We start from the raw sequence: 25,719 nt of genomic DNA on the forward strand, positions 1-25,719 counted from the left end.
GACGTGGCTCACGTACGCTGCCTGGGAGCACACCACCCCTGGGGGGTCAGCATGAGCACATCTCGGAGCGCCATCGCACTCGCCGTCCTACCGACCGTCGCGGCCGGACTGGTCGTTCTTCCCGTGGTCACCTGGAACGAGACGGTGACCGTCGGCACGACGCCGGACCCGACCACGTACGCCCTCGCGGCGTACACCGCCGGCGCTGACGACGAGCCGAGCACCGATCCGCCGGTCGACGGGGCCCTCGCGCCCGACGGGAGTCCGGCACCGGACCCCACGCACGCCGTCGCGACCGCCGTCGACTCGCCCAAGCTGCCGACCGAGGACTTCCGCGTCGCGGGCGTCACGTGGGACCGGGGCTCGGTCGACGGCGAGGTGGTCACCTACGTCCGTACGCGCGAGACGAGCGGTTGGACGAAGTGGTACCGGCTCGACGACGCCACCGACGACGGCCCCGACCCGGGCTCCCGGGAGGCGGCGAAGGCACGCGGGGGCACCGCCCCGCTCATCGTCGGCGAGTCCGACGCCATCCAGGTCACCGTGGCCACGCCGGACGGATCGGTCCCCGACGACGTCCAGGTCGACCTGCTCGACCTCGGGACGACCACGACCACGCAGCAGGTCGAGCCCCTCGCGGCGGCGTCGGCGGCGACGCCGAGACCCTCGATCAAGTCGCGGGCGGCCTGGGGAGCCGACGAGCGCATCCGGGACCGCTCCGCGCCCGACTACGGGTCCGTCCAGGGCGCCGTCGTCCACCACACGGCCGGCTCCAACTCGTACTCGCGTGGCGAGGTGCCCGCCGTGATCCGGGCGATCTACGCCTACCACACCAAGGCGCTGAAGTGGCGGGACATCGGCTACAACGTGGTCGTCGACAAGTGGGGCCAGGCGTGGGAGGGACGCTGGGGTGGACTGGCGCGCAACGTCGTCGGCGCGCACGCGCTCAACAACAACTCGACGACGTTCGGGATCTCCGTCCTCGGCAACTTCGAGTCGGCCCAGGCGTCCTCGGCGGTGGTCGAGACGATCTCCCGCGTGATCGCGTGGAAGTTCTCCCTCAACCACGTGATCCCGACCGGCTACCGGACCTTCACCACCAACACCGGCAAGAAGGTCTCGCGCACCAAGATCGTCGGGCACCGTGACGTCGGCCAGACGGCGTGCCCGGGCCGCAACCTCTACTCCAAGATGGGCACGATCCGCACGCGGGTGGGCGCCTTGATGAAGAACACCGGGATCACCCCCACGATCACCGCGACCCCCGCGCCGACCGCCTACACCGTCGGTGGCAACCGGGTGGACGTCGCGATCACGGTGGCTGCCTCCGGGCGGGTCCCGACCGGCACCGTGCAGGTGGTCGACACCCAGCGCGGAGACGTGCTGGGCCAAGCGACGCTGGCGTCGGGCAAGGCCTCGATCAAGCTCCCCAAGCTCATGTACGCCGGTGCGCGACGTCTCGCGGTGATCTACAGCGGGGATGCGGCGGTCGCCTGGCGGCAGGCGGCGCCGTTCACGGTCAACGTCACGAAGGCAGCCACCACGACCGCTGCCACGTTCGACAAGACATCGGTGACGTCCGGCGACCAGGTCTCGGCCCGCGTCACGGTGGAGGGCGCCAACGTGGTGCCCCGCGGCACGGTCAGCATCCTCGCCGGCTCCACGCTCCTCGGCCGAGCGACCGTCTCCCGGGTGGGCGACCGGTACGCCGCGGCCGCGACGGTACGCCTGCGGCGCGACCTCCCCGGTGGCACCCACCGGCTCGTCGCCCGCTACGACGGCCACTACGCGATCTCGGGCTCCACGGCGCCCGCCGCGACCCTCCGGGTGGCGAAGGGCCGCTCCTCGCTGTCGCACGCCTGGGTCGGTGTCCCGCGCTGGCGGGCGCAGCCCGTGCTCCGGGTGCGGGCCTGGGCGAACGGGCAGACGCCGACGGGCACGGTCGTCGTCCGCGAGGGCGCGCGGGTCGTGGGCTCCCGGGCTCTGTCGCGCGGGGTCGCCGACGTGAGGCTCACCCCGAGCCGTACGAAGCGGCGCGCGTTCACGATCTCGTACGCCGGGTCGCGGAGCCTGAACGCCGCCCCGACCGCCCGCCGGACGGTGGCCGTGGCGAAGGCCAAGCTCAAGGTCACCCGCAAGCTCAGTGACCGGTCGGCGCGACGCGGCCAACGGGTCGTCCTGCGAGTGCGGGCGACGGCGCCGGGCTTCCGACGGGTCGTGGGCCGGGTGACGGTCTACCGCGGAGGCAGGGTGCTGCGGTCGGCTGCGATGACCAAGAAGCTCAGCGGGCGCGTCGTGCTGAAGATGCCGACCTCCCGTCGGGGCACGCAGAGGCTGCGGGTCGCGATCAGGCCGAAGGGCTACGTGCTCCCGTACCGGTCGAAGGCGTTCACGCTACGGGTGCGCTGACCTCCGGGCCAGGCCCGGTTCACCTCGTACGGCTGTCCGTGGGCAGCGGTAGATTGGCGTCCGTGCCGACCTCTGACGAACGCATCGAGAGCCCTCCGGACGAGGCCGCCGCGCGCTCGCGACATGCCGAGCTGAGCGAGAGCATCGAGCAGGCCCGCACCCGCTACTTCGTCGAGGACGCGCCGACCCTCTCCGACGCCGAGTACGACCAGCTGATGGTCGAGCTGCGCAAGCTGGAGGACGCGTTCCCGCAGCTGCGCACGCCCGACTCGCCGACGCAGACGGTCGGCGGCGGCATCTCGACGGCGTTCTCGCCGGTCCGGCACCGGCGCCGGATGGAGAGTCTCGACAACTGCTTCTCGTTCGAGGAGCTGGCGGCCTGGGGGGCCCGCGTCGAGAAGGAGGCGGGCAAGGAGAGCGACTTCCTCGTCGAGCTCAAGGTCGACGGTCTCGCGATCAACCTGACCTACGAGGCCGGCCGTCTGACTCGGGCGGCGACTCGCGGTGACGGCACGGTCGGCGAGGACGTCACCGCCAACGTCCGCACGATCGACGGCATCCCGCACCGGCTGACCGCTTCCGACGAGCACCCGGTGCCGTCGTTGCTCGAGGTCCGGGGCGAGATCTTCTTCCCGACGCGGGCGTTCGAGGAGTTCAACGCGGCGTGGAGCGAGGCCGGCAACACGCCGTTCTCCAACCCGCGCAACGCCGCCGCCGGGTCGCTGCGCCAGAAGGACCCACGGGTCACCGCGAGCCGGCCGTTGCAGATGGTGTGCCACGGCATCGGTGACCGGGAGGGCTACGTGCCCGAGCGGCAGTCCGAGGCGTACGCCGCCCTCGCCGCCTGGGGCCTGCCGACGAGCGACCGGGTGCGTGTGCTGCCGACGATGGCTGAGGTCGAGGAGTTCATCACCTTCTACGGCGAGCACCGGCACGACGTCGAGCACGAGATCGACGGCATCGTGGTCAAGGTCGACCAGATCGCGCTGCAGCGGGCGCTCGGGTCGACGTCTCGTGCGCCTCGCTGGGCGATCGCGTTCAAGTACCCGCCCGAGGAGGTCAACACCAGGCTCCTCGACATCCGCGTCAACGTCGGCCGCACCGGCCGCGTCACGCCGTACGGCGTCATGGAGCCCGTCCTGGTCTCGGGGTCGACGGTGGAGATGGCGACGCTGCACAACGCGTCCGAGGTGGAGCGTAAGGGCGTGCTCATCGGTGACACCGTCGTGCTCCGCAAGGCCGGCGACGTGATCCCCGAGATCGTCGGACCGGTCCCCGCACTGCGCGACGGCAGCGAGCGTGCATTCGTGATGCCGACGCAGTGTCCCTCGTGCGGCACCACGCTGGCGCCGTCCAAGGAGGGCGACGCCGACATCCGGTGCCCCAACACCCGCAGCTGCCCCGCGCAGCTGCGCGAGCGTCTCTTCCACGTGGGCAGCCGGGGCGCGCTCGACATCGAGGTGCTGGGCTATGAGGCGGCGAGCGCGCTGCTCGACGCGGGTGTGCTGACCGACGAGGGCGGTCTGTTCTCCCTGGACGAGCAGCAGCTCCTCCGCGTCCCCTTGTTCACCCGAGCGGCCAAGAAGGCCGAGCGCGAGGCCGGGGCCGGAGACCGGGTGCTGTCGGCCAACGGACGCCGATTCCTGGACAACCTCGGCAACGCCAAGGAGCAACCTCTCTGGCGGGTCTTGGTCGCGCTCTCGATCAGGCACGTCGGCCCGACCGCCGCACGAGGGCTGGCCGCGGAGCTGGGGACGTTGGACGCGATCCGCGACGCCGACTCGGCGACGCTGGCTGCCGTCGAGGGGGTCGGCCCCACCATCGCGGCGTCGGTCGTGGAGTGGTTCGGGGTCGACTGGCACCGCGACATCGTCGATCAGTGGGCTGCTGCCGGTGTCCGGATGGCCGACGAGCGTGACGCGTCGATCGCGCGCACGCTGGAGGGCCTGACGCTCGTCGTGACCGGCTCCCTGCAGGGCTTCACGCGCGACGAGGCCCGCGAGGCGATCCTGACCCGAGGCGGCAAGGCGGCGGGGTCGGTCTCCAAGAAGACGAGCTTCGTCGTCGTCGGTGAGGCGGCCGGCACGAAGGCCGCCAAGGCCGAGGAGCTCGGGGTGCCGCTGCTCGACGAGGCCGGGTTCGTCGACCTGCTGCGCGAGGGCCCGCCTGCGGTCGACGAGGCCCCGGCCGCAGACGCCTGATCGCCCGTCCTGAGGGCGGCGAGTCCTCGGCACGGACGGTCGCAGATCGGTCGTGACGGTCGTCGACCTCCGGCGTCGGCGACGAGATGTGGCTGGTCCACAATGGAGCGCACCCTTCCCCGGAGGACCGATGTCGAACCCGAACGGCCCGCAGCCGCCTGTCCCGCCTCAGAGCCCGTCTCCCGATGGCGAGCCTCCCCGCGGCGACCGACCGCAGGGTCCGCCACCAGGGTGGGCCTCGCCGCAGGGCCCTCCCGCGCAAGGCTGGGGCCCGCCTCAGGGACCTCCGCCCCGTCAGGGCCCGCCGGCGCAGGGTTGGGGTCCGCCGCAGAGCCCGCAGGGGGGTTGGGGTCCGCCGCAGGGACCTCCGCCTCATCAGGGCCCGCCGACGCAGGCCTGGGGCCCGCCGCAGGGTCCGCCCCCGCCGCCGTACGGCCCGCCACCCGGGCAGAGCAGCTATCCGGCGCAGCCGGGCTACTCCTCACAGCCAGGTCAGGGCACCGCGCAGTGGGCCCCCGCGCCGCAGGGCGTCACGAGCAGCGGCAACCGTGGACGGACGATCGCGCTCGTCACCGGCGGCGTCGTCCTCGTGGTCGCACTCGTCGTGGCGATGGTCTTCGTGGGCATGACCGTTCTCGGCGGTGACGACGACGCCAGCGGGTCGGCCAGCAAGCCCGAGAAGGTCGGGTCCTCGTCCGACGACTCGGGCGAGGGAAAGCCGATGAGCGAGGGCGCCGCCACTGCCCTGACGGCGGCGCTGGGCGAGCAGGACGGGTGGTCCTGCTACGCCTCGGTCCCGGGCTCGCTGATGCGGTGCCACTACTTCGTCGCCGCAAAGGAGCCGCAGCGGGCGATGTTGCGGATCGACCTCGCCGACGGTGCCGTCGACACCGTCAGTCTCCTCGCCTACCGGGTCGACGACCCGGCTTCGATCACCGAGGCCGTCGCCCGTCTGGTCGGTGACGCGTTGTTCGCGGGTCGCGGTGACGAGGTGGTCGCCGCGGTCCAGAACGAGGCGTCGCTGGGGCCTGAGGACCTGGGGACCGAGGCCTCGCTCAACGCCTACGGCGACGGCCTCCAGGTCCGCGCATCCGATGCTCCGTCGGTCCCGGCGAGCGGGCCGTCCCCGGCCACCACCACGGCGTTGACGCCGACTCTGGAGGCGCAGGGCTACACCTGCGAGCAGACCGAGCTGGGCTCGCTCTCGTGCGGCAAGGAGAAGGGCGCGGCGACGATCCGCGTGATGGGGATGGATCAGAAGTCCTCGACCACGTCGACCACCTCGACCACCTGGAACCTCTCGGTCCGCAGCTCGTCGTACGACGCACCTCTCGACGAGAGGCAGGGCCGCACGGTCGTGGGTCAGGAGCTGGTCGCGCTCGGTCTCACCGACGAGTCCGGTGCCGCGTTCACAGGAGCGGCCGCGGCCCGTCAGGAGGGCGACTTCAAGAGCTACGTGCTGGGCTTCGACTCCTACGGCTCCAGCGCAGGCACCTACCTGTCGGTGATGGTGCGCCAGATCCGGTGAGCGCGGGCACCGGACCTCTCGGTCGACGCCCTAGGATGGATCGGTAATCCCCACCCACGCTCGAAGGGACTCTCCGTTGTCCGACGGGATCTCGCGCGCTGACGTCGCCCACCTGGCGAACCTCGCACGCATCGACCTCACCGACGCCGAGCTCGACCGTCTCACGCCTGAGCTGACGGTCATCCTCGAGTCGGTCGCCAAGGTCGCCGAGGTGGCGGCCGCCGACGTGCCGCCCACCTCTCACGCCGTGCCGCTCTCCAACGTCTTCCGCGAGGACGTCGTCACTCCGGGGCTCACACCCGAGCAGGCGCTCGCGGGTGCGCCGGCCGTGGAGCAGCAGCGATTCGCCGTCCCGAAGATCCTCGGGGAGGACGCATGAGCACCATCCGTCTGAGTGCGGCGGAGATCGCCGACAGGCTGGCCGCGGGCGAGGTCTCGTCCGCGGAGGTGACGCAGGACCACCTCGACCGGATCGCCGCCGTCGACGGCGACCTCAACGCGTTCCTGGCGCTCGACGCCGACGGTGCGCTGTCGACGGCACGCGACGTCGACGCCCGCCGCGCCGCGGGGGAGCAGCTGCACCCGCTCGCCGGCGTGCCGATCGCGGTCAAGGACGTCGTCGCCACTGCCGGCATCGCCACCACCGCGGGCTCCAGGATCCTGGAGGGTTGGGTCCCGCCGTACGACGCCTTCCTCGTACGCCGCCTCCGCGAGGCCGGGCTGCCGATCCTCGGCAAGACCAACATGGACGAGTTCGCGATGGGCAGCTCGACCGAGCACTCCGCGTACGGCCCCACCCGCAACCCCTGGGACCGTGACCGCATCCCCGGCGGTTCCGGAGGCGGCTCTGCGGCCGCCGTGGGCGCGTACGAGGCTCCGCTCGCGATCGGCACCGACACCGGTGGCTCGATCCGGCAGCCGGCCGCGGTCACCGGCACCGTGGGCGTCAAGCCGACCTACGGCGGCGTGTCCCGCTACGGGCTCATCGCACTGGCGTCGTCGCTCGACCAGGCCGGTCCCGTCACCCGCACCGTCCTGGACGCGGCGCTGCTGCACCAGCTGATCGGCGGGCACGACCCGCTCGACTCCACGAGTATCGATGCGCCCGTCCCGCCTGTGGTCGAGGCCGCTCGCCGCGCCGACGTGTCCGGGCTTCGGATCGGTGTCGTGCGCGAGCTCGGCGGAGAGGGCTACCAGGCGGGAGTCCGGGCCCGCTTCGACGAGGCCGTCGCGCTCCTCACCAAGGCCGGAGCCGAGATCGTCGAGGTCTCGTGCCCGAGCTTCGACTATGCGCTCTCGACGTACTACCTGATCCTGCCCGCTGAGGCCAGCAGCAACCTCGCCAAGTTCGACGCGATGCGCTATGGCCTGCGGGTCAGCCCGCAGGGCGTGCCCGACCCGAGCGCGGAGCAGGTGATGGCGGCCACCCGCGAGGCCGGCTTCGGTGACGAGGTCAAGCGCCGCATCATCATCGGCACCTACGCGCTCTCCAGCGGCTACTACGACGCCTACTACGGCTCCGCGCAGAAGGTCCGCACGCTCATCGCGCAGGACTTCGCCCGCGCCTTCGAGCAGGTCGACGTGCTCGTCTCCCCGACGTCGCCGACGACGGCGTTCCCGCTCGGGAGCAAGCTCGACGACCCGATGTCGATGTACCTGCAGGACGTCGCCACGATCCCGGCCAACCTTGCCGGCATCCCGGGCCTCTCGCTGCCGGTCGGCGTCACCGACGAGGACGGGCTGCCGGTCGGCATGCAGGTCCTCGCGCCTGCGATGGCCGACGACCGTCTGTACAACGTCGGAGCCGCGCTCGAGCGGCTGCTGCTCGAGCAGTGGGGAGCGCCGCTGCTGAGCCGCGCACCCGGGCTCGCCGCGACGCCCCAGGAGGAGAGCAAGTGACCGCCACCCGTACGGAGCTGGTCCCGTTCGACCAGGCGCTCGAGACGTACGACCCGGTGATGGGGCTGGAGGTCCACGTCGAGCTCAACACCGCGTCCAAGATGTTCTGCGGTTGCTCGACGGTGTTCGGCGCCGAGCCCAACACCCAGGTGTGCCCGACGTGCCTGGGGCTCCCTGGGGCGCTCCCGGTCGTCAACGGCAAGGCGGTCGAGTCGGCCATCCGGATCGGGCTCGCGCTCAACTGCTCGATCGCCCCGTGGTCGCGGTTCGCACGCAAGAACTACTTCTACCCGGACATGCCCAAGAACTTCCAGACCTCGCAGTACGACGAGCCGATCTGCTTCGAGGGCTGGACCGAGGTGACGATCGAGACCGACGAGGGCCCTCAGGCTTTCCGTGTCGAGATCGAGCGCGCCCACATGGAGGAGGACACCGGCAAGTCGCTGCACGTCGGCGGCGCCACCGGGCGCATCCACGGTGCCGACTACTCGCTGGTCGACTACAACCGTGCGGGCATCCCCCTGATCGAGATCGTCACCAAGCCGATCGTCGGCACCGGCAAGTACGCCCCGCAGGTCGCGCGGGCGTACGTGGCGCACCTCCGTGAGCTCGTGAAGGCGCTCGGCGTCTCCGACGCACGCATGGAGCAGGGCTCGATGCGCTGCGACGTCAACCTGTCCTTGATGCCCAAGGGCGCCGACGTGCTCGGCACCCGGTCGGAGACCAAGAACGTCAACTCCCTGCGCTCGGTGGAGCGCGCGGTGCGCTACGAGGTCGAGCGCCACGCAGGCGTCCTGGACGCAGGTCAGAAGATCGTCCAGGAGACCCGGCACTGGCACGAGGACACCGGCGTCACCACGTCCGGTCGCGAGAAGTCCGACGCCGAGGACTACCGCTACTTCCCCGAGCCCGACCTGGTCCCGGTCGCCCCCTCGGAGGAGTGGATCGACGAGCTCCGCGCGAGCCTGCCCGAGCCGCCGGCACAGCGCCGCGCGCGCCTGCAGGGGGAGTGGGGATACTCCGACCTCGAGATGCGCGACGTCGTGGGCGCGGGTGCGCTCGACCTCATCGAGGCGACCGTCGCCGCCGGCGCGACCCCGACGGCCGCCCGCAAGTGGTGGCTCGGTGAGCTGGCGCGTCGTGCGAACGACACGGGCACGCCGATCGACGGGCTCGGTGTCACCCCGGCGCACGTCGCCGAGGTGCAGGCGCTCGTCGACGCCAAGCGGATCAACGACAAGCTCGCACGCCAGGTCTTCGACGGCCTCGTCGCGGGCGAGGGCACGCCGGAGGAGATCGTGGTGGCCCGTGGACTCGAGGTCGTCTCGGACGACGGCGCGCTCACCGCGGCCGTCGACCGCGCGATCGAGGCCAACCCCGACGTCGCCGCCAAGATCCGTGACGGCAAGGTCGCGGCCGCGGGTGCGCTCATCGGTGCCGTCATGAAGGAGATGCGGGGTCAGGCGGACGCAGGCAGGGTCCGCGAGCTGATCCTCAGCAAGCTCGGCTGACGGCGATGACCGTGGTGGTGACGCCGTTCGGCGCCGACGAGCTGTCGGCGCCCGAAGGGCTGACCGTCGTGCCGTTCTCGGGAGATGCGTCGAACCTCCCCCCGGACGACGTCCTGGCTGAGGCGGAGATGTGGGTGCTCCCGTACGACCTGTCGTTCTCCGTCGGCGAGATCGCGGCGAGGATGCCTCGGCTTCGCGTCATCCAGGCGCAGTCGGCCGGCACCGACGGCATCGCGGCGCAGATCCCGGACGGCGTCACCCTGTGCAACGCGCGCGGCGTCCACGACGCGGCGACCGCCGAGCTCGGGGTCGGCGCAATCATCGCGTCCCTGCGCGGCATCCCCGCCTTCGTTCGGGCACAGGACGAGCAGCACTGGCTGCCGTACCGGTGGTGGGACTCCCTGGCGGACAAGACCGTGATGATCGTGGGCTACGGGAGCATCGGTCACGCTCTCGAACGCCGGCTCGCCGGCTTCGAGGTCGAGATCGTCCGCGTGGCCGGGCACGCACGCGAAGGGGTGCACGCCTCCTCGGAGCTCTCCGAGCTGCTGCCGACGGCCGACGTGGTCGTCGTCCTCACGCCGTTGACCGACGCCACCCGTCACCTGGTCGACGCGGAGTTCCTCGCCGCGATGCGCGACGGTGCGCTGCTGGTCAACCTCGCACGGGGCCCCGTGGTCGACACCGAGGCGCTGCTCGCCCAGCTCGAGGACGGACGCCTGCGCGCGGCGCTCGACGTGACCGACCCCGAGCCGCTGCCGGCCGACCACCCGCTGTGGAAAGCGCCCAACCTCCTCCTGACGCCGCACGTCGCGGGCGGGACCTCGGCGATGCGACCCCGGATCCTCGCGCTGGTCAGAGATCAGCTCCAGCGGTTCGCGGCCGGTGAGGACCTGCTCAACCAGGTCCGGCTCCACCGCTGACCGCGTTCGGCGGTCCCGGCTGCATCGCCCATCTGATGGTCTTCGTCGCCGCCGACCCGGCCGTTCGGAAGGCGAGCGTCTCGGTGACGGGGAGCCACGGCAGCCGTAGCGGCCTGCGAGCCCAGCGGGGGAGCAGACCGACCGCGGCGCCCGACAGTGCGGCGTAGCCCGGTCGCAGCGCCCACGGCACCGGCGGAGTCAGCAGCAGGAAGCGCGCGGCTTCCCGCGCGGCGGCGGTGGAGGCGAGCTCGGGCCGGAAGGCGTGGAGCCGGTCGGCCAGCCCGGCGGTGTCGGTGGGCGGATCGTCGGCTCCCAGGGCCCGCGCGACCTCGGCCGCCTGCGCGACGTAGAGGTCGCGCTCGTCCGGAGAGAGCGGCGATCCTCCGTACCGGTCGTGCGCCCGCAGGAAGCTGTCCACCTCGGCGACGTGCACCCAGGTCAGCAGATGGGGGTCGTCGGCGGCGTACGGCCGTCCGTCCGGTGCCGTCCCGCGCACCCGTCGATGGATGGCCCGGACGATGCGTACGGCCCGCTCCGAGGTCTCCACCGTGCCGAAGGTGGTCTCGGCGAGGAAGCCACTCGTCCGCTGGAGGCGCCCCCACGGGTCGCCGCGGAAGCCGGAGTGCTGGTCCACGGCCGCCATCGCGAGCGGGTGGAGCGACTGGAGGAGGAGGGCACGGATGCCTCCCACGAACATCGAGGCGTCCCCGTGCACACGCTGGATCGGGTCGTCCGGTCCGAACCGACGGGGACCGTCGGCGCCATGGATGCGCACGCGACGACGCGCCCCGTCGTCGCCCGCAACGCGGGCGAACAGCTCGTGCCCGAGCCGGTCGCGTACGCCCATGCGTCGACTCTAGACGCGTCCCAAAGAGTTCACCGTCGAGGTGATCGCCGCCGCGAACCGCTCGGCGGCCCCGTCGACCGACGGAAGGAACAGCGACGGCTCGGTCAGCTCCAGCTCGAGCAGCTGCGGGGCCCCGTCCCGACCGGTGACGACGTCCACCCGCGCGTACAGCAGGTCGGGGCCGCCACCGAGCGCCTGGGTGGCCGCCCGGAGCGCCTGCGCGGCGACGGCGAGCTGTGCGTCGGTGGCGGTGGTCGGCGTGATGCTCTCGCGCGCGTCACGATCGTGACGCACCCCCTCGCCTCGGCGGAGCATCGCGCCCTTGACGACGGCGTGCGAGAGCTCGCCGCCGACGAAGAGGAGCGCGGTCTCACCCTCGTCGTCCACCGAGGCGATGTAGGGCTGGAGCATCGCCGTACGGCCCGCCTCCACGAGCGACCGGCTGTGGGCCAGCGCGTCGTCGACGTCCGACCAGCGCGCGGTGTCGCGCGAGCTCGCCGAGACGGCAGGCTTGACGACCCACTCGGTCTCGTCGACCGGGATCGCCCAGGCATCGGCGTGGGCGACGAGCGTCTCCTCGTCGGTGACGTCCCAGGCGGTCGGGATCACGGGGCAGCCGGCCTGGGCGAGGTCGCGAAGGTAGGTCTTGTGGGTGTTCCAGGCGATCACCTCCGCCCGGTTACGCAGTCGCGGCACCCGCCGGGCCCACTCGAGGAACGCCTCGCGACGCGGGGTGTAGTCCCAGGTCGAGCGCACGACGGTGAGCGCGTAGGCATGCCAGTCGACGGCGTCGTCGTCCCACACCTCGACGGCGACGTCGTGGCCGTCGGCGCCGAGCGCGTCGCTCAGCAGCGTGACCTCGGCGTCGTCGACGTCGGACGCGGAGCTGGCGAGGGCGATGCGAGCCACGGGGATCCCTTCGTGAGGTGGAACAGCCGACCTGACGGTACGCGACCCGTGCGTCAGCCCTGGACGTCCCCTCCGACCTCGCGGAGGTCCTCGGCGATGGCGCGCTCGCTCGCGAAGTAGGCGAGCCCCCAGTCGGCGACGGTCGCCGGCGACCTCAGGCGGGGGTCGTCACCGAGCATCTCGCGGACGCCACGGAGCTCGGCGGTGCGCTCCTCGAGCTGGGCGATGTAGACGTCCAGCCATCGCTGGACGTGCTCCGGCGAGACCATGTGGGCAAACATCAGGCGCAACGCCACCGGGTGCTTGAGGACCGGGAACGCCGGCTCGGAGGACTCGAGCCACTCCAGGAGGTGGGTCCTGCCGGCCTCCGAGACCGCGTACCGGCGGGTGCTCCGCCGTCCGTTCGGGGCGTCGGCGACCTCGACCAGCCCGTTCTGCGCGAGCCGTGCCAGCTCGGTGTAGACCTGGCTGGTGGCAGGGGAGACCCAGTAGTAGCGCAGCGTCTGGTCGCAGCGCTGCTTGAGCTCGTAGCCGGTAAGCCCCGCGGCGTCGTGCGGGTCGAGCGTGAGCAGACCGAGGAGAGCGTACGAGGTCGTTGACAGGGCGCTCGGCACGTCCTTAGCGTAGCCAGTATTCCAATTAGGAACACTGGTGAGCACGTCGAGCGAGAAGACCGGGTGGGACGTCATGGAGGCCATGCTGCTGATCGGCACGCGCAAAGGACTGTGGATCGGTCGTTCGGACGACCGCTCGAGGTGGGAGCTGCGTGGGCCGCTGTTCGGGATGAACGCGGTCTACGCGACGTGCATCGACACCCGCAGGGAGGCGCCACGCCTGCTGGTCGGGACGATGAGCGAGCACTGGGGTCCTCAGGTCACCTGGTCCGACGACCTCGGCGAGACGTGGTCGGAGACCCCCGGCGGTGGCATCCGCTTCCCCGAGGACGCGGGGGTCGCGCTGGAGCAGGTCTGGCAGCTGACGCCGGGCACCGAGACCGACGAGGTGTGGGCCGGGACCCAGCCCTCCGCGCTGTTCCGGTCGACCGACCGCGGCGAGACCTTCTCGTTCGTGCGCGGACTCTGGGACCACCCTCACCGGACGGAGTGGGACGCCGGCTTCGGCGGTCAGGCCGTCCACACCGTGGTGCCCGACCCGGTCGACCCGGCGCGCGTCACCGTCGCGATGTCGACGGGCGGTGTCTATCGCACAGAGGACGGGGGGACGAGCTGGGACCCGCACAACGTCGGCATCAAGGCCTACTTCTTCCCCGACCCCTGGCCGGAGTTCGGGCAGTGCGTGCACAAGGTCGCCTCGCACCCCGACCGGCCGGAGCGGATGTACGCCCAGAACCATCACGGTGTCTACCGGTCCGACGACGGCGGTGACTCGTGGACGTCGATCGCTGACGGGCTGCCGAGCGACTTCGGTTTCCCGATCGTGGTGCACCCCGCCCAGCCCGACACCGTGTACGTGTTCCCTCTGGTCGCCGACTCCGACCGGATGCCGCCGGGGGCGCAGGCGCGGGTGTGGTGCTCCGACGACGCGGGGGAGACCTGGCGCGATCTCGGCAAGGGTCTGCCCGACCCCTACTACGCGGCCGTGATGCGTGACGCGTTCCGGGCCGATGATGCGCCGGCGTACGGACTGCCGGCAGGCCTCTATCTCGGTGGGCGCGACGGCAGTGTGTTCGCCAGCGCCGACGAGGGGGAGACCTGGGCAGAGGTCGCCTCGCACCTTCCCGACGTGATGTGCGTGCGTGCGGCCATGGTCTGAGGTGACGTGCAGAGCGATCATCAACCCTGACCGCTTGACATCATACAATCAAAGATGCAGGCTTGATCTCTAAGGATCCACTCTGCAACCTTGATGGAGGGTCGTCGTGTATGTCATGACGCTCGACCAGCGGCGAAGCCGCCGAGACCGTGACGCCGTGCCCGAGCTCCTCGTCACCCTCGCGGGCATCGCCGATCCCGTACGCCCCTTCGAGCGCACCGCCGGCGACGAGGTCCAGGGCCTGGTGGAGGATCCGAGACAGGTCGCCGATCTCGTCGTGCACGCCCTGCGCGAGCGCCGGTGGTGGATCGGGATCGGGGCCGGCGTGGTCGAAGGGCCGCTCCCCGACACGACCCGGGCCGGGCGCGGCCCTGCCTACGTCTACGCGAGAGAGGCCGTCGAGCGTGCCAAGTCCGAGCCGCAGCCCGTGTGCGTCCGCGCCGAGGACACCGGTCCGGCGGAGGATGCCGAGACTGCGTTGTGGCTGCTCGCCGGCCTGCTGTCCCGGCGTACCGACGCCGGGTGGGAGGCGGTCGATGCGATGGCGGACGGCGGGACCCAGCGGTCCGCGGCGGCAGGGCTGGGGATCACGGCGCAGGCGATGAGCAGCCGCCTCGCCGTCGCGGGCTGGACCGAGGAGCGCCGAGGCCGTACGCTCGCCGCGCACCTCCTGGCAGCCTGCGACCCGGAGCAGAAGAATCACTGAGGAGCGAGGCCGATGACGACCTACGTGCTGGTGGTCGCTGCCGCCTGCCTGGCGCTGGTCGGATGGGCCTTCGTCCAGAGCGAGCCCGGACGCCAGGTGGTCGGCGCAGTGCTCGGTCTCGCGGTCGCGCTCGCCGTCGTCGCGAGCATCTTCGGAGAGCCCGTCACCGGTGTCCAGCACGACATCCTGATCCTCTTCGCCATGGTCCTGGCGGTCGCCGGGGGCGGTGTGGTGACCTCCGCCGTCTTCGACACCATCGACTCCTCGCGCTCACCGGCGACCACGCACGGCCAGACGATGAGCGCCGCGGCCGACATCCTGCGCGGCGGGGTGTGGATCGGGGCGCTCGAGCGGCTCGCCGTCTTCGGCTCGCTCGCCGCCCGGTGGCCCGAGGGCGTCGCCATCGTGCTCGCCGTCAAAGGACTGGGCCGCTATCCGGAGCTCAAGATGGGCACGGCGACCGGGGTTCGGGGCGAGACGACGGGGACGGCCGAGCGCTTCATCATCGGGACGATGACCAGTGTGATCTGGGCGGTCACCTGCGCCTACCTCGCCTTCGCCCCGTACGTGCTCCCGCCCGGCCGCTGAGTCCCAGCCCCCGGGACCGTCGTCCAGACCCCGCCTCGTCCGCCGTAATCTTGAGTCATGGCGTCCGAGACCCCCGACATCAAGCCCCGCAGTCGTGACGTGACCGACGGACTGGAGAGCACCGCGTCCCGCGGCATGCTCCGTGCCGTCGGCATGGGAGACGACGACTGGCAGAAGCCGCAGATCGGCGTCGCCTCCAGCTGGAACGAGATCACGCCCTGCAACCTCTCGCTGGACCGTCTCGCCGGAGCAGTGAAGAACGGCGTCCACGCGGCGGGCGGCTACCCCCTCGAGTTCGGCACGATCTCCGTCTCCGACGGGATCTCCATGGGTCACGAGGGCATGCACTACTCGCTGGTGTCGCGCGAGGTCATCGCCGACTCCGTCGAGACCGTCATGATGGCCGAGCGGCTCGACGGGTCGGTGCTCCTCGCCGGCTGCGACAAGAGCCTGCCCGGCATGCTGATGGCCGCGGCGCGGCTCGACCTGTCGAGCGTGTTCCTCTATGCCGGCTCGACGATGCCGGGGCAGGTCGACGGCAAGGACGTCACCATCATCGACGCCTTCGAGGCCGTCGGCGCCTGCCTGAAGGGCATGATCTCGCGTGACGAGGTCGACCGCATCGAGCGCGCGATCTGTCCGGGGGAGGGGGCCTGCGGCGGCATGTACACCGCCAACACGATGGCCTCGGTCGCCGAGGCTCTCGGCATGTCGCTGCCCGGCTCGGCCGCCCCGCCGGCGGTCGACCGTCGACGCGACGGCTTCGCGCACCGCTCCGGCGAGGCCGTGGTCAACCTGCTCCGTCGTGGCATCACGGCCCGGCAGATCCTGACCAAGCCGGCGTTCGAGAACGCGATCGCGGTCGTGATGGCGCTCGGGGGCTCGACCAACGCCGTCCTCCACCTGCTGGCGATCGCCCGCGAGGCCGAGGTCGACCTCACGCTGGACGACTTCGTGCGGGTGGGTGAGAAGGTGCCGCACCTCGGTGACCTCAAGCCCTTCGGCCGCTACGTGATGAACGACGTCGACAAGGTCGGCGGCATCCCGGTCGTCATGAAGGCGCTGCTCGACGCCGGTCTGATGAACGGCGACACCCTCACGGTGACGGGCAAGACGATGGCGGAGAACCTCGCGGAGCTCGTGCAGCCCGTCGACGGCGACGTCATCCGCCGCCTCGACGACCCGATCCACGCGACCGGTGGACTCACGATCCTCGAGGGCACGCTCGCCCCGCAGGGAGCAGTCGTCAAGAGCGCCGGGTTCGACGAGAGCGTCTTCAGCGGTACGGCGCGGGTCTTCGACGGTGAGCAGGCCGCGATGGCCGCGCTCGCCGACGACACCATCGGTGCCGGTGACGTCGTCGTGATCCGCTACGAGGGGCCCAAGGGCGGCCCCGGCATGCGGGAGATGCTCGCCATCACCGGTGCGATCAAGGGCGCCGGTCTCGGCAAGGACGTCCTGCTCCTCACCGACGGCCGCTTCTCGGGCGGGACCACCGGGCTCTGCGTCGGCCACGTCGCGCCGGAGGCCGTCGACGGCGGCCCGATCGCGTTCGTGCGCGACGGAGACCCCATCACGCTCGACGTGGCGAACCGTCGCCTCGACGTGGAGATCGACGCCGACGAGCTCGAGGCGCGCAAGGTCGGATGGACGCCGAAGCTGCCCGTCGTGCCGCCGCGCGGCGTGCTCTCGAAGTACGCCAAGCTCGTCGGCTCGGCAGCGGACGGGGCGGTCCTGGGCTGAGCGTGAGGAGGGGCGCACGCCGTCATGTGGGACGGACATCTCAGGATGCGAGACGCGAGTGATGCTGGCTTGACCCTCGGGGGCCCGTCGCGCACTCTTGTCTCGTGCGCAACCTCCTTCTCGTACCCCACTGACGCGCGACCGGCAACGGTTCCGCGTCACCCCTCGAATGCCCGCTCGGGCCGAGGGGTTTTTTGTTGCCACCAGACCGTCCGAGAAGACCCCAGCACGAGGGCAGCCGCCCACCACACGCCGGCGAGACCGGTCCGTACGAAGGGACAGCGATGAGCGAGCAGGTCACCGGGGCCCAGAGCCTCGTCCTGGCACTGGAGCACGCCGGGGTCGAGGTCGTCTTCGGGATCCCGGGCGGCGCGATCCTTCCGGCGTACGACCCGTTGATGGACTCGCAGAAGGTCCGCCACATCCTCGTCCGTCACGAGCAGGGCGCCGGTCATGCGGCTCAGGGCTACGCGGTGGCCAGCGGCAAGGTCGGTGTCTGCATGGCGACGTCCGGCCCCGGGGCGACCAACCTCGTGACCGCGATCGCCGACGCCTACATGGACTCGGTCCCGATGGTCGCCGTGACCGGGCAGGTCGCGAGCCGCGCGATCGGCACGGACGCGTTCCAGGAGGCCGACATCCGCGGCATCACGATGCCGATCACCAAGCACAGCTATCTCGTGACCGATGCCGCGGAGATCCCGCGAGCGATCGCCGAGGCGTTCCACATCGCGTCCACCGGCCGACCCGGGCCGGTGCTGGTCGACATCTCCAAGGACGCGCTGCAGTCCGCGACGACCTTCGCATGGCCGACCGAGCTGCACCTCCCGGGCTACCGGCCGACCAGCAGGCCGCACAACAAGCAGGTCCGTGAGGCGGCGCGTCTCATCGCGGCGGCCGAGCGCCCGGTCCTCTATGTCGGCGGCGGCGTCGTGAAGGCCAACGCCTCGACCGAGCTCAAGGTCCTCGCCGAGATGACCGGCATCCCTGTCGTCACGACGCTGATGGCGCGCGGCGCGTTCCCCGACAGCCACCCCCTCCACCTCGGGATGCCGGGCATGCACGGCACGGTGGCGGCCGTCGGTGCGCTCCAGAAGAGCGACCTGCTCATCTCGCTGGGTGCGCGCTTCGACGACCGGGTGACCGGGCACCTGGAGTCGTTCGCGCCCGGCTCCAAGGTCATCCACGCCGACATCGACCCGGCTGAGATCTCCAAGAACCGCACCGCCGACGTGCCGATCGTCGGAGACTGCCGTGAGGTGATCGCCGACCTGGTCGTCGCGCTGCAGGCCGAGTACGCCGAGCACCCCGCCGACTACACCCCGTGGCGCGGGCAGATGCAGGCGCTCTCCGCCCGCTACCCGCTCGGGTACGAGGAGCCGGACGACGGGTCGCTGTCGCCGCAACGGGTGATCCAGCGCATCGGCCAGATCGCCGGCCCCGGCGCGACCTACACCTCCGGCGTGGGACAGCACCAGATGTGGGCTGCCAACTTCATCGAGCACGAGCGCCCCGCCCGCTGGATCAACTCCGGCGGCATGGGCACGATGGGCTTCTCCGTCCCTGCCGCCATGGGAGCGCAGGTCGCCCGCGCCGGTGAGGTGGTGTGGGCCATCGACGGTGACGGTTGCTTCCAGATGACCAACCAGGAGCTCGCGACGTGCGCGCTCGAGGGCATCCCGATCAAGGTCGCCGTCATCAACAACTCGTCGCTCGGCATGGTCCGGCAGTGGCAGACGCTCTTCTACGATGGCCGCTACTCCAACACCGACCTGCAGACCGGCGCCGACGAGGCCCGCATCCCCGACTTCGTCAAGCTCGCCGACGCCTACGGCTGCGTCGGGCTGCGGTGCGAGAAGGCCGAGGACCTCGACGCGGTGATCGAGAAGGCGATGTCCATCACCGACGCGCCGGTCGTCATCGACTTCGTCGTGCACCGCGACGCGATGGTGTGGCCGATGGTCCCGGCCGGAGTCAGCAACGACATGATCCAGATCGCGCGCGACATGGCGCCCGAGTTCGGTGACGAGGAACTGTGATGAGCCAGCACACCCTGTCCGTCCTGGTCGAGAACACCCCTGGTGTGCTCGCCCGCGTCGCGAGCCTCTTCATGCGCCGCGGCTTCAACATCGACTCGCTCGCGGTCGGGCCGACCGAGATCCCCGAGATCTCGCGGATGACGATCGTGGTCAACGTCGACGAGCTGCCTCTGGAGCAGGTCACCAAGCAGCTGAACAAGCTCGTCAACGTCCTCAAGATCGTCGAGCTCGAGCCCACCACCTCGGTCGAGCGTGAGCTCATGCTGATCAAGGTCCGCGCCGACTCACGGACGCGCGGACAGGTCTTGGAGACCGTCCAGCTGTTCCGGGCGAAGGTCGTCGACGTCGGCGTCGACGCGGTGACCATCGAAGCGACCGGAGACCCCGGCAAGCTCGACGCGATGCTGAAGGTGCTCGAGCCCTTCGGCATCCGCGAGATCGCCCAGTCCGGACGCGTCGCGATCGGTCGCGGAGGACGGTCGATCACCGACCGCACCCTGCGGGCGGTCCCCGGCGCGTCCACCCAGACCGCCTGAGCGTACGGTCGATAGGGGCCGTACGTCTGATCCGAGCGGCACCACCCGGTGCCACACGGCACCACGAGAAGGAGCAACCCCGTGCCTGAGCTGTTCTACGACGACGACGCCGACCTGAGCGTCATCCAGGGCCGCAGCGTGGCCGTCCTCGGCTACGGCAGCCAGGGCCACGCCCACGCGCTGTCCCTGCGCGACTCGGGCGTCGACGTCCGCGTCGGACTCCCCGAGGGCTCGAAGAGCCGTGAGAAGGCCGAGAACGAGGGCCTTCGGGTGCTCACCCCGGCCGAGGCGTGCGCCGAGGCCGACGTCATCGTCGTGCTCGCGCCCGACCCGGCGCAGCGCAGCCTCTACACCGAGGCGATCGAGCCGAACCTCAACGACGGCGACGCCCTGATCTTCGGGCACGGCTTCAACATCCGCTACGGCTACGTCAAGCCGCCGGCCGGTGTCGACGTCGGCATGATCGCCCCCAAGGGTCCCGGTCACCTCGTCCGCCGCGAGTACGTCGAGGGCCGTGGCGTCCCCGTCCTCGTCGCCGTCGAGCAGGATGCCACCGGCAACGCGTGGCCCCTGGTCCTCTCCTACGCCAAGGCCATCGGCGGCCTGCGTGCCGGCGGCATCAAGACGACGTTCACCGAGGAGACCGAGACCGATCTGTTCGGTGAGCAGGCGGTCCTCTGCGGCGGCGTCTCCGCACTGGTCCAGGCGGGCTTCGAGACCCTGACCGAGGCCGGCTACCAGCCCGAGGTCGCCTACTTCGAGTGCCTGCACGAGCTCAAGCTGATCGTCGACCTCATGTACGAGGGTGGCATCGCCAAGCAGCGCTGGTCGGTCTCCGACACGGCCGAGTACGGCGACTACGTCTCCGGTCCGCGGGTCGTCGACGCGCGCGTCAAGGAGAACATGCAGGCGGTCCTCGCCGACATCCAGAACGGCGCGTTCGCCGAGCGCTTCATCGCCGACCAGGACGCCGGTGCGGCGGAGTTCAAGAAGCTGCGCGCCGAGGGCGAGGAGCACCCGATCGAGGGCACCGGCCGCGAGCTGCGCAAGCTCATGGCCTGGGTCAAGAGCGGCGACGACGACTACACCGAGGGCACCGCTGCGCGCTGACCCTCGTACGTCCCGACCGGCGGTGAGCCCGGTCCCACGCGCATCACGGCGTGGGACCGGACTCACCGCCGTCGGCGTTGGCGGGCCGCGGGGAGGTCTCCGGGGTAGATGAGACGAGCGAGCCAGCGGCGGGACGCGAGATAGACCTCGTGAACCCCTCCGCGGCGCCAGGCGCGACGGACGCGACGGGCGGAAGCCATGCATACCCCTCGGGGGAAGGAGTTGGGTGGGTTGCCCGAACGCTAGCGGGCCGGTGCGACGTCGCGGAAGGGGCTCCCGGCACTTCTGTTATCGTCGCCAGCAGTTGCAAGGCCGGGGTGCCCGAAGGGCTGAGAACACACCCGCCGAACCTGATCCGGGTCATACCGGCGAGAGGGAGCCTGATGCTCGAACCCCGTACCGCTGCCCACGTCCACGACCAGCTCCGGGCGCAGACCCCGCTGGTGCAGGTCATCACGAACTACGTGTCGATGGACATCGCCGCCAACCTGCTCAATGCCGCAGGCGCCTCTCCGGCGATGGTCCACGACCCGCACGAGTCCGCGGAGTTCGCCGGCATCGCCCAGGCCGTCGTCGCCAACATCGGCACGTTGTCCCCGCCGTGGGTCGACGGCATGCTCGCCGCGGTCGAGGTCGCCTCGGCCACGGGCAAGCCGTGGGTCCTCGACCCGGTCGCGGTCGGCGCGACCACCTATAGGCGCGAGTCCGCCGCTGCCCTGATCGAGCACCGCCCGACGGTGATCCGGGGCAACGCGAGCGAGATCCTTGCGATCGCGACGTCGACGGGAGCAGGGCGAGGGGTCGACGCCGACGCCGATACGGCCGACGTCCGTACGGACGCCGAGGCGCTCGCGTCCAAGCTGGAGACCGTCGTCGCCATGACGGGTGCCGTCGACATCGTCACGGACGGCACCCGTACGACCGAGATCCACGGCGGCGATGCGCGCGCCCCGATGATCACCGCGCTCGGGTGCTCCGCGAGCGCCCTGGTCGCCGCGGCCTGCGCGGTCCATGACGACGCGTTCGAGGCGTCGGCGAGCGCACTGGCGATCCTGACGGCCGCGATCGAGAAGGCCGCGCCGCTCGCCGAGGGTCCCGGATCGCTGCGCTGGCGGTTGCTGGACGCGCTGTCCACGTTGTCTTCCGAGGCGGTCGCCGAGGTCGTCGCGCGCTGATGGTCGGCCCGGCCGGAGACGTCCGTCTCTATCTCGTCACCGGGTCCGTGCCTCACGGTGCGGACCTGGTCGACGTCGTCGCCGACGCCGTCGACGGGGGAGCGACGACCGTCCAGCTCCGCGACAAGCACGCGTCGACCGACGAACGCATCCGGCTGGCCACGAGGATCGCCGCGCGCGTCGGTGACCGTGCGTCGTTCGTGCTCAACGACGACCTCGCGGCGGCGCGCGCCGTGCCCGGTGCGGGCCTGCACGTCGGGCCCGATGATCTCCACCCCGCGCGAGTGCGAGAGGTGCTCGGCGACGACGCGGTCGTCGGGTGGTCGCTGCACGACCTGGCCCAGCTCGACGACGCCGAGGCGCTCGCCGCGTGCAGCTACCTCGCGGTCAGCCCGGTGTGGGCGACGCCGACCAAGCCCGACACGACCGCGCCGTGGGGACTCGACGGTGTACGCCGCCTGCGCGCGGCAACGCCGGACGACCTCCCGCTCGTCGCGATCGGGGGCATCTCCGCATCGAACGCCGCGTCGGTCGTCGCCGCCGGCGCCGACGGCATCTGCGTGGTCTCCGCGATCTGCTCGGCACCCGAGCCGCGTGCGGCCGCCCGCACGCTCCGCGAGGTCGTCGACGCCGCCCTCGCCGCACGCTCGGAGGTCCAGCCCTGAGCGCCGTGCCCGTCATGCTCACCATCGCCGGCTCCGACCCCTCAGGCGGCGCCGGGATCCAGGCGGACCTCAAGACGGCGACCGCCCTCGGCGTGTACGGCGCCGCGGCCCTGACCGCGCTCACCGTCCAGAACACCCGCGGCGTCTTCGGGATCCACCCGGTGCCTGCGGCGTTCGTCGCCGAGCAGGTGCGTGCCGTGCTGGACGACCTGGACGTGAGCGTGGTCAAGATCGGGATGCTCGGCACGGTGGAGATCGTGCTCGCGGTCGCCGACGTCCTGCACGCCGCGGACGTGCCCGTCGTGCTTGACCCGGTCATGGTGGCCACCTCCGGCGACACGCTGGTCGGGGAGGACGTGGTGGACACCATCCGTACGACGTTGCTGCCGCTGGCGGCCGTCGTCACGCCCAACGTGCCGGAGGCTGCGGTCCTGACCGGCACCGCGCCGGCGACCGATCCCCACGGGCTGGCGGCCGCCGGGCGCGCGTTGCGCGCAGCGGGCGCTGCAGCCGCGCTGGTCAAGGGCGGACACCTCGAGGGTCCGGAGAGCATCGACGTGCTCGTCGACGCGGAGGGTGCGTGCACCTATCGTGCACCGCGGATCGACAGCCCCAACACGCACGGGACAGGCTGCACGCTGGCGTCGGCGATCGCGTCCGGCCTCGCGCTCGGCCTGCCGCTGCGCGAGGCGGTGGGTGAGGCCAAGGACTACCTGACCGGGGCTTTGCGCAGCGGCGCCGAGCACTCGGTGGGTCGCGGCCACGGACCTGTCGACCACCTCTGGAGGTCGCGCGGGTGACGGACGAGAGGACGTTCTCCGAGGCCGCGTGGGCGCACGTCGCGAGCTGGTACGACGCGATCCTCGAGCACCCCTTCGTGGTCGGTCTCGCCGCCGGGACGTTGCCGGAGGACGTGTTCGGCCGCTATCTGCTCGACGATGCCCACTACCTCTCCCGCTACGGCAGCGCGCTCGCGATGCTGGCCGCGCGTGCGGGCGACCCGGCGCTGTCAGCCGGCCTCGCACGCGCGGCCGCCGAGGCGGTGGAGGCCGAGCGGCTGATGCACGCGGAGTTCCTCGTGCCTCGCGGCCTCGACCCGGACGGGCCTGATGCGGCGGAGCCGACGCCGACCTGTCAGGCCTACGCCGGCACGCTGCTCGCCGACGCCGCGTACGCACCGGTCGAGGTCGGTCTTGCGGGCGTTCTGCCGTGCTTCCGCGTCTATCTGGAGGTTGGGCGCGCGATCGCGGCGCAGGCGACCGACGCTGCGCATCCCTACCGCGCCTGGATCGACACCTACTCCGACCCGGCCTTCGACGCCGCGGTCACGCGGGCCGAGGGGTGGGCCGACCACCTCGCGACGGCGGCGACGCCCGAGCACCGTACGAAGATGCTCGCCGCCTACGAGCGCGCGACGCGATTCGAGTGGATGTTCTGGGACGCGTCGTGGCGCGGGGAGACCTGGCCGAGGGCCTGACCTCCCCGCGCCCACCTGCCGTCACGGGCAGCCGGACATCTCCCGCACCGTGAGCGTCGGAACCCCGTCGCGGACCGCGTCGGCCACCGCCCGGACCCCGTCGGCATACTCGCCCTCGGCGTCCATCGGCGCGAGCAACGGCCAGCGGCGCCCGCTTGCCAGCGCCTCGACGGCGGCCTTCCTCGCCCGGTCGTCTCGCGCGTCCTCGGCACGCCGGAGCTCTCCGACCCAGCCGCACACCACCGGCTCGAGCACCTGGGCGCTGAGCTGGTATCGGTCGTTGGTGCCGAGGTCGTCGAGTGACGCACGGTCGAGTCCCGGCGGGATCGGCACACCGGCCAACAGCTCGTCGATCACCTGCGAGGCCTTGTCGGGAGTGACGATCTCCGGCGGCATCGCCGCGAGCCACTCCTGGACCGAGACCGCTCGAACCGTCCGCAGGACAGCCACGATCTCGGCGCGATTCCTCCAGCCGCCGCCGGTGCGGATCTCGGAGAACGTGCCGCCGGACGGGCGCAGCATCACGGCGATGTCCGTGGTCGAGTATCGGAACTCGCTGCCGTCTTGCCCGTCGATCGAGAACGGTCGCGGAGCAGAGACGTCGAGACGGTCCTCGAAGTAGCCGGCGTACTGGTCGGCTCGGTACCAGACGAACTCGAGCTCGCGATCGCCCTTGGTGAACACGATGGTGCCCTCGTCCTCGGCGAACCCGTACACGTGGGTCACCTTCCAGCCGGGCTCGCCGACCAGCAGCCGCGGCTGGCGGCCGGCGGCTTCGACGACTGCGGCGGCGTAGCGGATGGGCGCCTCGACCGTCGGCTCGGAGGCGGCAGGAGGCGCGGCCGGCGTCTCGGGGTCGTCGGTCGAGCCCACCCAAGCAGGGACGAGGAGGGCTGCGGCCATGACGGCAGCGGACGCGAGCGCTCCGGCCAGTGGCAAGCGCCACGATCGTCTCGACCGCTGCGGGCGTCGAGCGGTGTCGGCCATGATCTCGTCCAGCAGGGCTCGGTCGGCTCCGCCGAGGTCAGGCGTCGCGTGCCGCACGTACGGGTCGGCGGCGCTGAGCCGGCGGTCGAGGTCGGTGTCGTTCATCGTCCCTCCTCAGGGCTGAGCATGGTGCCGACGCTCATCACGCGTCCGGGTTCGGGATGGTCGTCGCCAAGGGCGTCGCGAAGCCGTCGACGCGCTCGGGACAGGCGGGTCCGTACGGCGCTCGGACTGATCTCGAGGATGCGTGCGATCTCGCGGGGTTCGAGCTCTTCCCACGCCGAGAGCATCAACAGCTCACGGTCGGCCGCTCCGAGCCGCTGCAGCGCCGTTCGGACGGCACTGTGCTCCGCGACGTCGTCGGAGGGGTGGGCGTCGGAGGTCTCGCTCAGCTGCTGGCGCAAGCGCTCGCCGAGGCGCTCGCGGCGGCGCCCACTGCGCTCGGCGTTCGAGCGGACGTGCCGGGCCACCCCGTACAGCCAGAGGCGGCTCTCGTCCCCGGACGGGATCGCGTCCCAGCGCCGCCAGGCGACGAGGAAGGTCTCCGCGACGAGGTCGGCGGCGTCGTCAGGGTGGCGCGTCCGGCGGATGGCGTAGGCGAGGAGCGCGTCGAAGTGGGCGGTGTAGAGCTCGCGGAAGCGCTCCTCGCGAGCCGTGTCTGGTGTCGTCGTCACATCACGTCATGTCCGGGGC

Annotated in this window: 22 protein-coding genes, 1 pseudogene and 1 riboswitch; of the genes and pseudogenes, 18 read left to right on the plus strand and 5 right to left on the minus strand. The window is 71.5% G+C overall.

Annotation, left to right across the window (positions count from 1 at the left end; genetic code table 11):
• Positions 1-51: 51 nt before the first annotated feature.
• The 7 genes from KV102_RS15780 (at position 52) to KV102_RS15810 (ending at position 10,471) form a co-directional block, all read left to right on the plus strand.
• Positions 52-2,409: an Ig-like domain repeat protein gene (locus tag KV102_RS15780; protein ID WP_220346846.1), complete on the plus strand. Its 2,358-nt coding sequence runs from the start codon at positions 52-54 to the stop codon at positions 2,407-2,409.
• Between the two features lie 53 nt (positions 2,410-2,462).
• Positions 2,463-4,610, plus strand: coding sequence for an NAD-dependent DNA ligase LigA (ligA, locus tag KV102_RS15785; RefSeq protein ID WP_220346883.1), 2,148 nt, complete (start codon positions 2,463-2,465; stop codon positions 4,608-4,610).
• 589 nt (positions 4,611-5,199) lie between these two features.
• Positions 5,200-6,138 carry a hypothetical protein gene (locus KV102_RS15790; RefSeq protein WP_220346847.1) on the plus strand — a complete coding sequence of 313 codons (939 nt, stop codon included), beginning with the start codon at positions 5,200-5,202 and terminating at the stop codon, positions 6,136-6,138.
• A 76-nt stretch (positions 6,139-6,214) separates the two neighbouring features.
• Entirely contained in the window at positions 6,215-6,517 is a 303-nt protein-coding gene (gene gatC, locus KV102_RS15795; RefSeq protein WP_220341171.1) for an Asp-tRNA(Asn)/Glu-tRNA(Gln) amidotransferase subunit GatC, read from the plus strand.
• Positions 6,514-8,037 (plus strand): Asp-tRNA(Asn)/Glu-tRNA(Gln) amidotransferase subunit GatA, encoded by a 1,524-nt coding sequence (gene gatA / locus KV102_RS15800; RefSeq protein WP_220346848.1) that lies wholly within the window; start codon positions 6,514-6,516, stop codon positions 8,035-8,037. The genes gatC and gatA overlap by 4 nt, the downstream gene beginning before the upstream one ends.
• Complete coding sequence (gatB, locus tag KV102_RS15805; protein ID WP_220341173.1) at positions 8,034-9,548, plus strand: Asp-tRNA(Asn)/Glu-tRNA(Gln) amidotransferase subunit GatB; 1,515 nt, start codon at positions 8,034-8,036, stop codon at positions 9,546-9,548. The genes gatA and gatB overlap by 4 nt, the downstream gene beginning before the upstream one ends.
• Positions 9,549-9,553: 5 nt before the next feature.
• The gene (locus KV102_RS15810; protein WP_220341174.1) at positions 9,554-10,471 is read left to right on the plus strand and encodes a 2-hydroxyacid dehydrogenase; all 918 of its coding nucleotides are present in this window, start codon (positions 9,554-9,556) and stop codon (positions 10,469-10,471) included.
• Here the strand turns inward: KV102_RS15810 and KV102_RS15815 are convergent.
• The 3 genes and pseudogenes from KV102_RS15815 to KV102_RS19765 form a co-directional block, all read right to left on the minus strand.
• Positions 10,446-11,318: an oxygenase MpaB family protein gene (locus tag KV102_RS15815; protein ID WP_220346849.1), complete on the minus strand. Its 873-nt coding sequence runs from the start codon at positions 11,316-11,318 to the stop codon at positions 10,446-10,448. The two genes, KV102_RS15810 and KV102_RS15815, sit on opposite strands and share 26 nt — an antisense overlap.
• 9 nt (positions 11,319-11,327) lie before the next feature.
• Positions 11,328-12,227 (minus strand): hypothetical protein, encoded by a 900-nt coding sequence (locus tag KV102_RS15820; protein ID WP_220341176.1) that lies wholly within the window; start codon positions 12,225-12,227, stop codon positions 11,328-11,330.
• Between the two features lie 359 nt (positions 12,228-12,586).
• Positions 12,587-12,925, minus strand: a pseudogene (locus tag KV102_RS19765) (PadR family transcriptional regulator); the annotation flags it as partial.
• Here KV102_RS19765 and KV102_RS15830 point away from each other — a divergent pair.
• The 11 genes from KV102_RS15830 to KV102_RS15880 all read left to right on the plus strand — a co-directional run bounded on the left by KV102_RS15830 (position 12,879) and on the right by KV102_RS15880 (position 24,039).
• Positions 12,879-14,000: an exo-alpha-sialidase gene (locus tag KV102_RS15830; RefSeq protein WP_308290351.1), complete on the plus strand. Its 1,122-nt coding sequence runs from the start codon at positions 12,879-12,881 to the stop codon at positions 13,998-14,000. The pseudogene KV102_RS19765 and the gene KV102_RS15830 sit on opposite strands and share 47 nt — an antisense overlap.
• Before the next feature lie 115 nt (positions 14,001-14,115).
• A complete protein-coding gene (locus tag KV102_RS15835; protein ID WP_220341178.1) occupies positions 14,116-14,706 on the plus strand; it encodes a SatD family protein in 591 nt (196 codons plus the stop codon).
• A gap of 12 nt (positions 14,707-14,718) precedes the next feature.
• Complete coding sequence (locus KV102_RS15840; RefSeq protein WP_220341179.1) at positions 14,719-15,294, plus strand: hypothetical protein; 576 nt, start codon at positions 14,719-14,721, stop codon at positions 15,292-15,294.
• Between the two features lie 57 nt (positions 15,295-15,351).
• The gene (ilvD, locus tag KV102_RS15845) at positions 15,352-17,037 is read left to right on the plus strand and encodes a dihydroxy-acid dehydratase (RefSeq protein ID WP_220341180.1); all 1,686 of its coding nucleotides are present in this window, start codon (positions 15,352-15,354) and stop codon (positions 17,035-17,037) included.
• 284 nt (positions 17,038-17,321) lie between these two features.
• The gene (locus KV102_RS15850; RefSeq protein WP_220341181.1) at positions 17,322-19,076 is read left to right on the plus strand and encodes an acetolactate synthase large subunit; all 1,755 of its coding nucleotides are present in this window, start codon (positions 17,322-17,324) and stop codon (positions 19,074-19,076) included.
• A complete protein-coding gene (ilvN, locus tag KV102_RS15855; RefSeq protein WP_220341182.1) occupies positions 19,076-19,612 on the plus strand; it encodes an acetolactate synthase small subunit in 537 nt (178 codons plus the stop codon). The genes KV102_RS15850 and ilvN overlap by 1 nt, the downstream gene beginning before the upstream one ends.
• Before the next feature lie 81 nt (positions 19,613-19,693).
• Positions 19,694-20,722, plus strand: coding sequence for a ketol-acid reductoisomerase (gene ilvC / locus KV102_RS15860; RefSeq protein WP_220341183.1), 1,029 nt, complete (start codon positions 19,694-19,696; stop codon positions 20,720-20,722).
• 303 nt (positions 20,723-21,025) lie between these two features.
• A riboswitch (TPP riboswitch) is annotated at positions 21,026-21,117 on the plus strand.
• Positions 21,106-21,897: a hydroxyethylthiazole kinase gene (gene thiM, locus KV102_RS15865; RefSeq protein ID WP_220341184.1), complete on the plus strand. Its 792-nt coding sequence runs from the start codon at positions 21,106-21,108 to the stop codon at positions 21,895-21,897. It overlaps the preceding riboswitch by 12 nt.
• Entirely contained in the window at positions 21,897-22,562 is a 666-nt protein-coding gene (gene thiE / locus KV102_RS15870; protein ID WP_220346851.1) for a thiamine phosphate synthase, read from the plus strand. The genes thiM and thiE overlap by 1 nt, the downstream gene beginning before the upstream one ends.
• Positions 22,563-22,576: 14 nt before the next feature.
• The gene (gene thiD / locus KV102_RS15875; protein ID WP_220346852.1) at positions 22,577-23,362 is read left to right on the plus strand and encodes a bifunctional hydroxymethylpyrimidine kinase/phosphomethylpyrimidine kinase; all 786 of its coding nucleotides are present in this window, start codon (positions 22,577-22,579) and stop codon (positions 23,360-23,362) included.
• Entirely contained in the window at positions 23,359-24,039 is a 681-nt protein-coding gene (locus tag KV102_RS15880; RefSeq protein WP_220346853.1) for a TenA family protein, read from the plus strand. Before thiD ends, KV102_RS15880 begins: the two co-directional genes overlap by 4 nt.
• A gap of 21 nt (positions 24,040-24,060) precedes the next feature.
• On the opposite strand, the gene KV102_RS15885 is transcribed toward KV102_RS15880, so the two are convergent.
• Both KV102_RS15885 and KV102_RS15890 read right to left on the minus strand, forming a co-directional pair.
• The gene (locus KV102_RS15885; protein ID WP_220346854.1) at positions 24,061-25,131 is read right to left on the minus strand and encodes a hypothetical protein; all 1,071 of its coding nucleotides are present in this window, start codon (positions 25,129-25,131) and stop codon (positions 24,061-24,063) included.
• On the minus strand, positions 25,128-25,700 hold the full coding sequence (locus KV102_RS15890) for an RNA polymerase sigma factor (RefSeq protein WP_220346855.1): 573 nt from the start codon (positions 25,698-25,700) through the stop codon (positions 25,128-25,130). The genes KV102_RS15885 and KV102_RS15890 overlap by 4 nt, the downstream gene beginning before the upstream one ends.
• Positions 25,701-25,719: the final 19 nt, after the last annotated feature.

The organism is Mumia sp. zg.B53 (genome assembly GCF_019550935.1).
Taxonomy (GTDB): Bacteria; Actinomycetota; Actinomycetes; order Propionibacteriales; family Nocardioidaceae; genus Mumia.

Bases quoted from the DNA above. Each gene is read 5' to 3' on its own strand.
- KV102_RS15780 (WP_220346846.1), top strand. From the start codon at position 52: ATGAGCACATCTCGGAGCGCCATCGCACTCGCCGTCCTACCGACCGTC.
- gatA (WP_220346848.1), top strand. From the start codon at position 6,514: ATGAGCACCATCCGTCTGAGTGCGGCGGAGATCGCCGACAGGCTGGCC.
- KV102_RS15810 (WP_220341174.1), top strand. From the start codon at position 9,554: ATGACCGTGGTGGTGACGCCGTTCGGCGCCGACGAGCTGTCGGCGCCC.
- KV102_RS15815 (WP_220346849.1), bottom strand. From the start codon at position 11,318: ATGGGCGTACGCGACCGGCTCGGGCACGAGCTGTTCGCCCGCGTTGCG.
- KV102_RS15835 (WP_220341178.1), top strand. From the start codon at position 14,116: ATGACGCTCGACCAGCGGCGAAGCCGCCGAGACCGTGACGCCGTGCCC.
- KV102_RS15840 (WP_220341179.1), top strand. From the start codon at position 14,719: ATGACGACCTACGTGCTGGTGGTCGCTGCCGCCTGCCTGGCGCTGGTC.
- ilvD (WP_220341180.1), top strand. From the start codon at position 15,352: ATGGCGTCCGAGACCCCCGACATCAAGCCCCGCAGTCGTGACGTGACC.
- KV102_RS15850 (WP_220341181.1), top strand. From the start codon at position 17,322: ATGAGCGAGCAGGTCACCGGGGCCCAGAGCCTCGTCCTGGCACTGGAG.
- ilvN (WP_220341182.1), top strand. From the start codon at position 19,076: ATGAGCCAGCACACCCTGTCCGTCCTGGTCGAGAACACCCCTGGTGTG.
- thiM (WP_220341184.1), top strand. From the start codon at position 21,106: ATGCTCGAACCCCGTACCGCTGCCCACGTCCACGACCAGCTCCGGGCG.
- thiE (WP_220346851.1), top strand. From the start codon at position 21,897: ATGGTCGGCCCGGCCGGAGACGTCCGTCTCTATCTCGTCACCGGGTCC.
- thiD (WP_220346852.1), top strand. From the start codon at position 22,577: ATGCTCACCATCGCCGGCTCCGACCCCTCAGGCGGCGCCGGGATCCAG.
- KV102_RS15885 (WP_220346854.1), bottom strand. From the start codon at position 25,131: ATGAACGACACCGACCTCGACCGCCGGCTCAGCGCCGCCGACCCGTAC.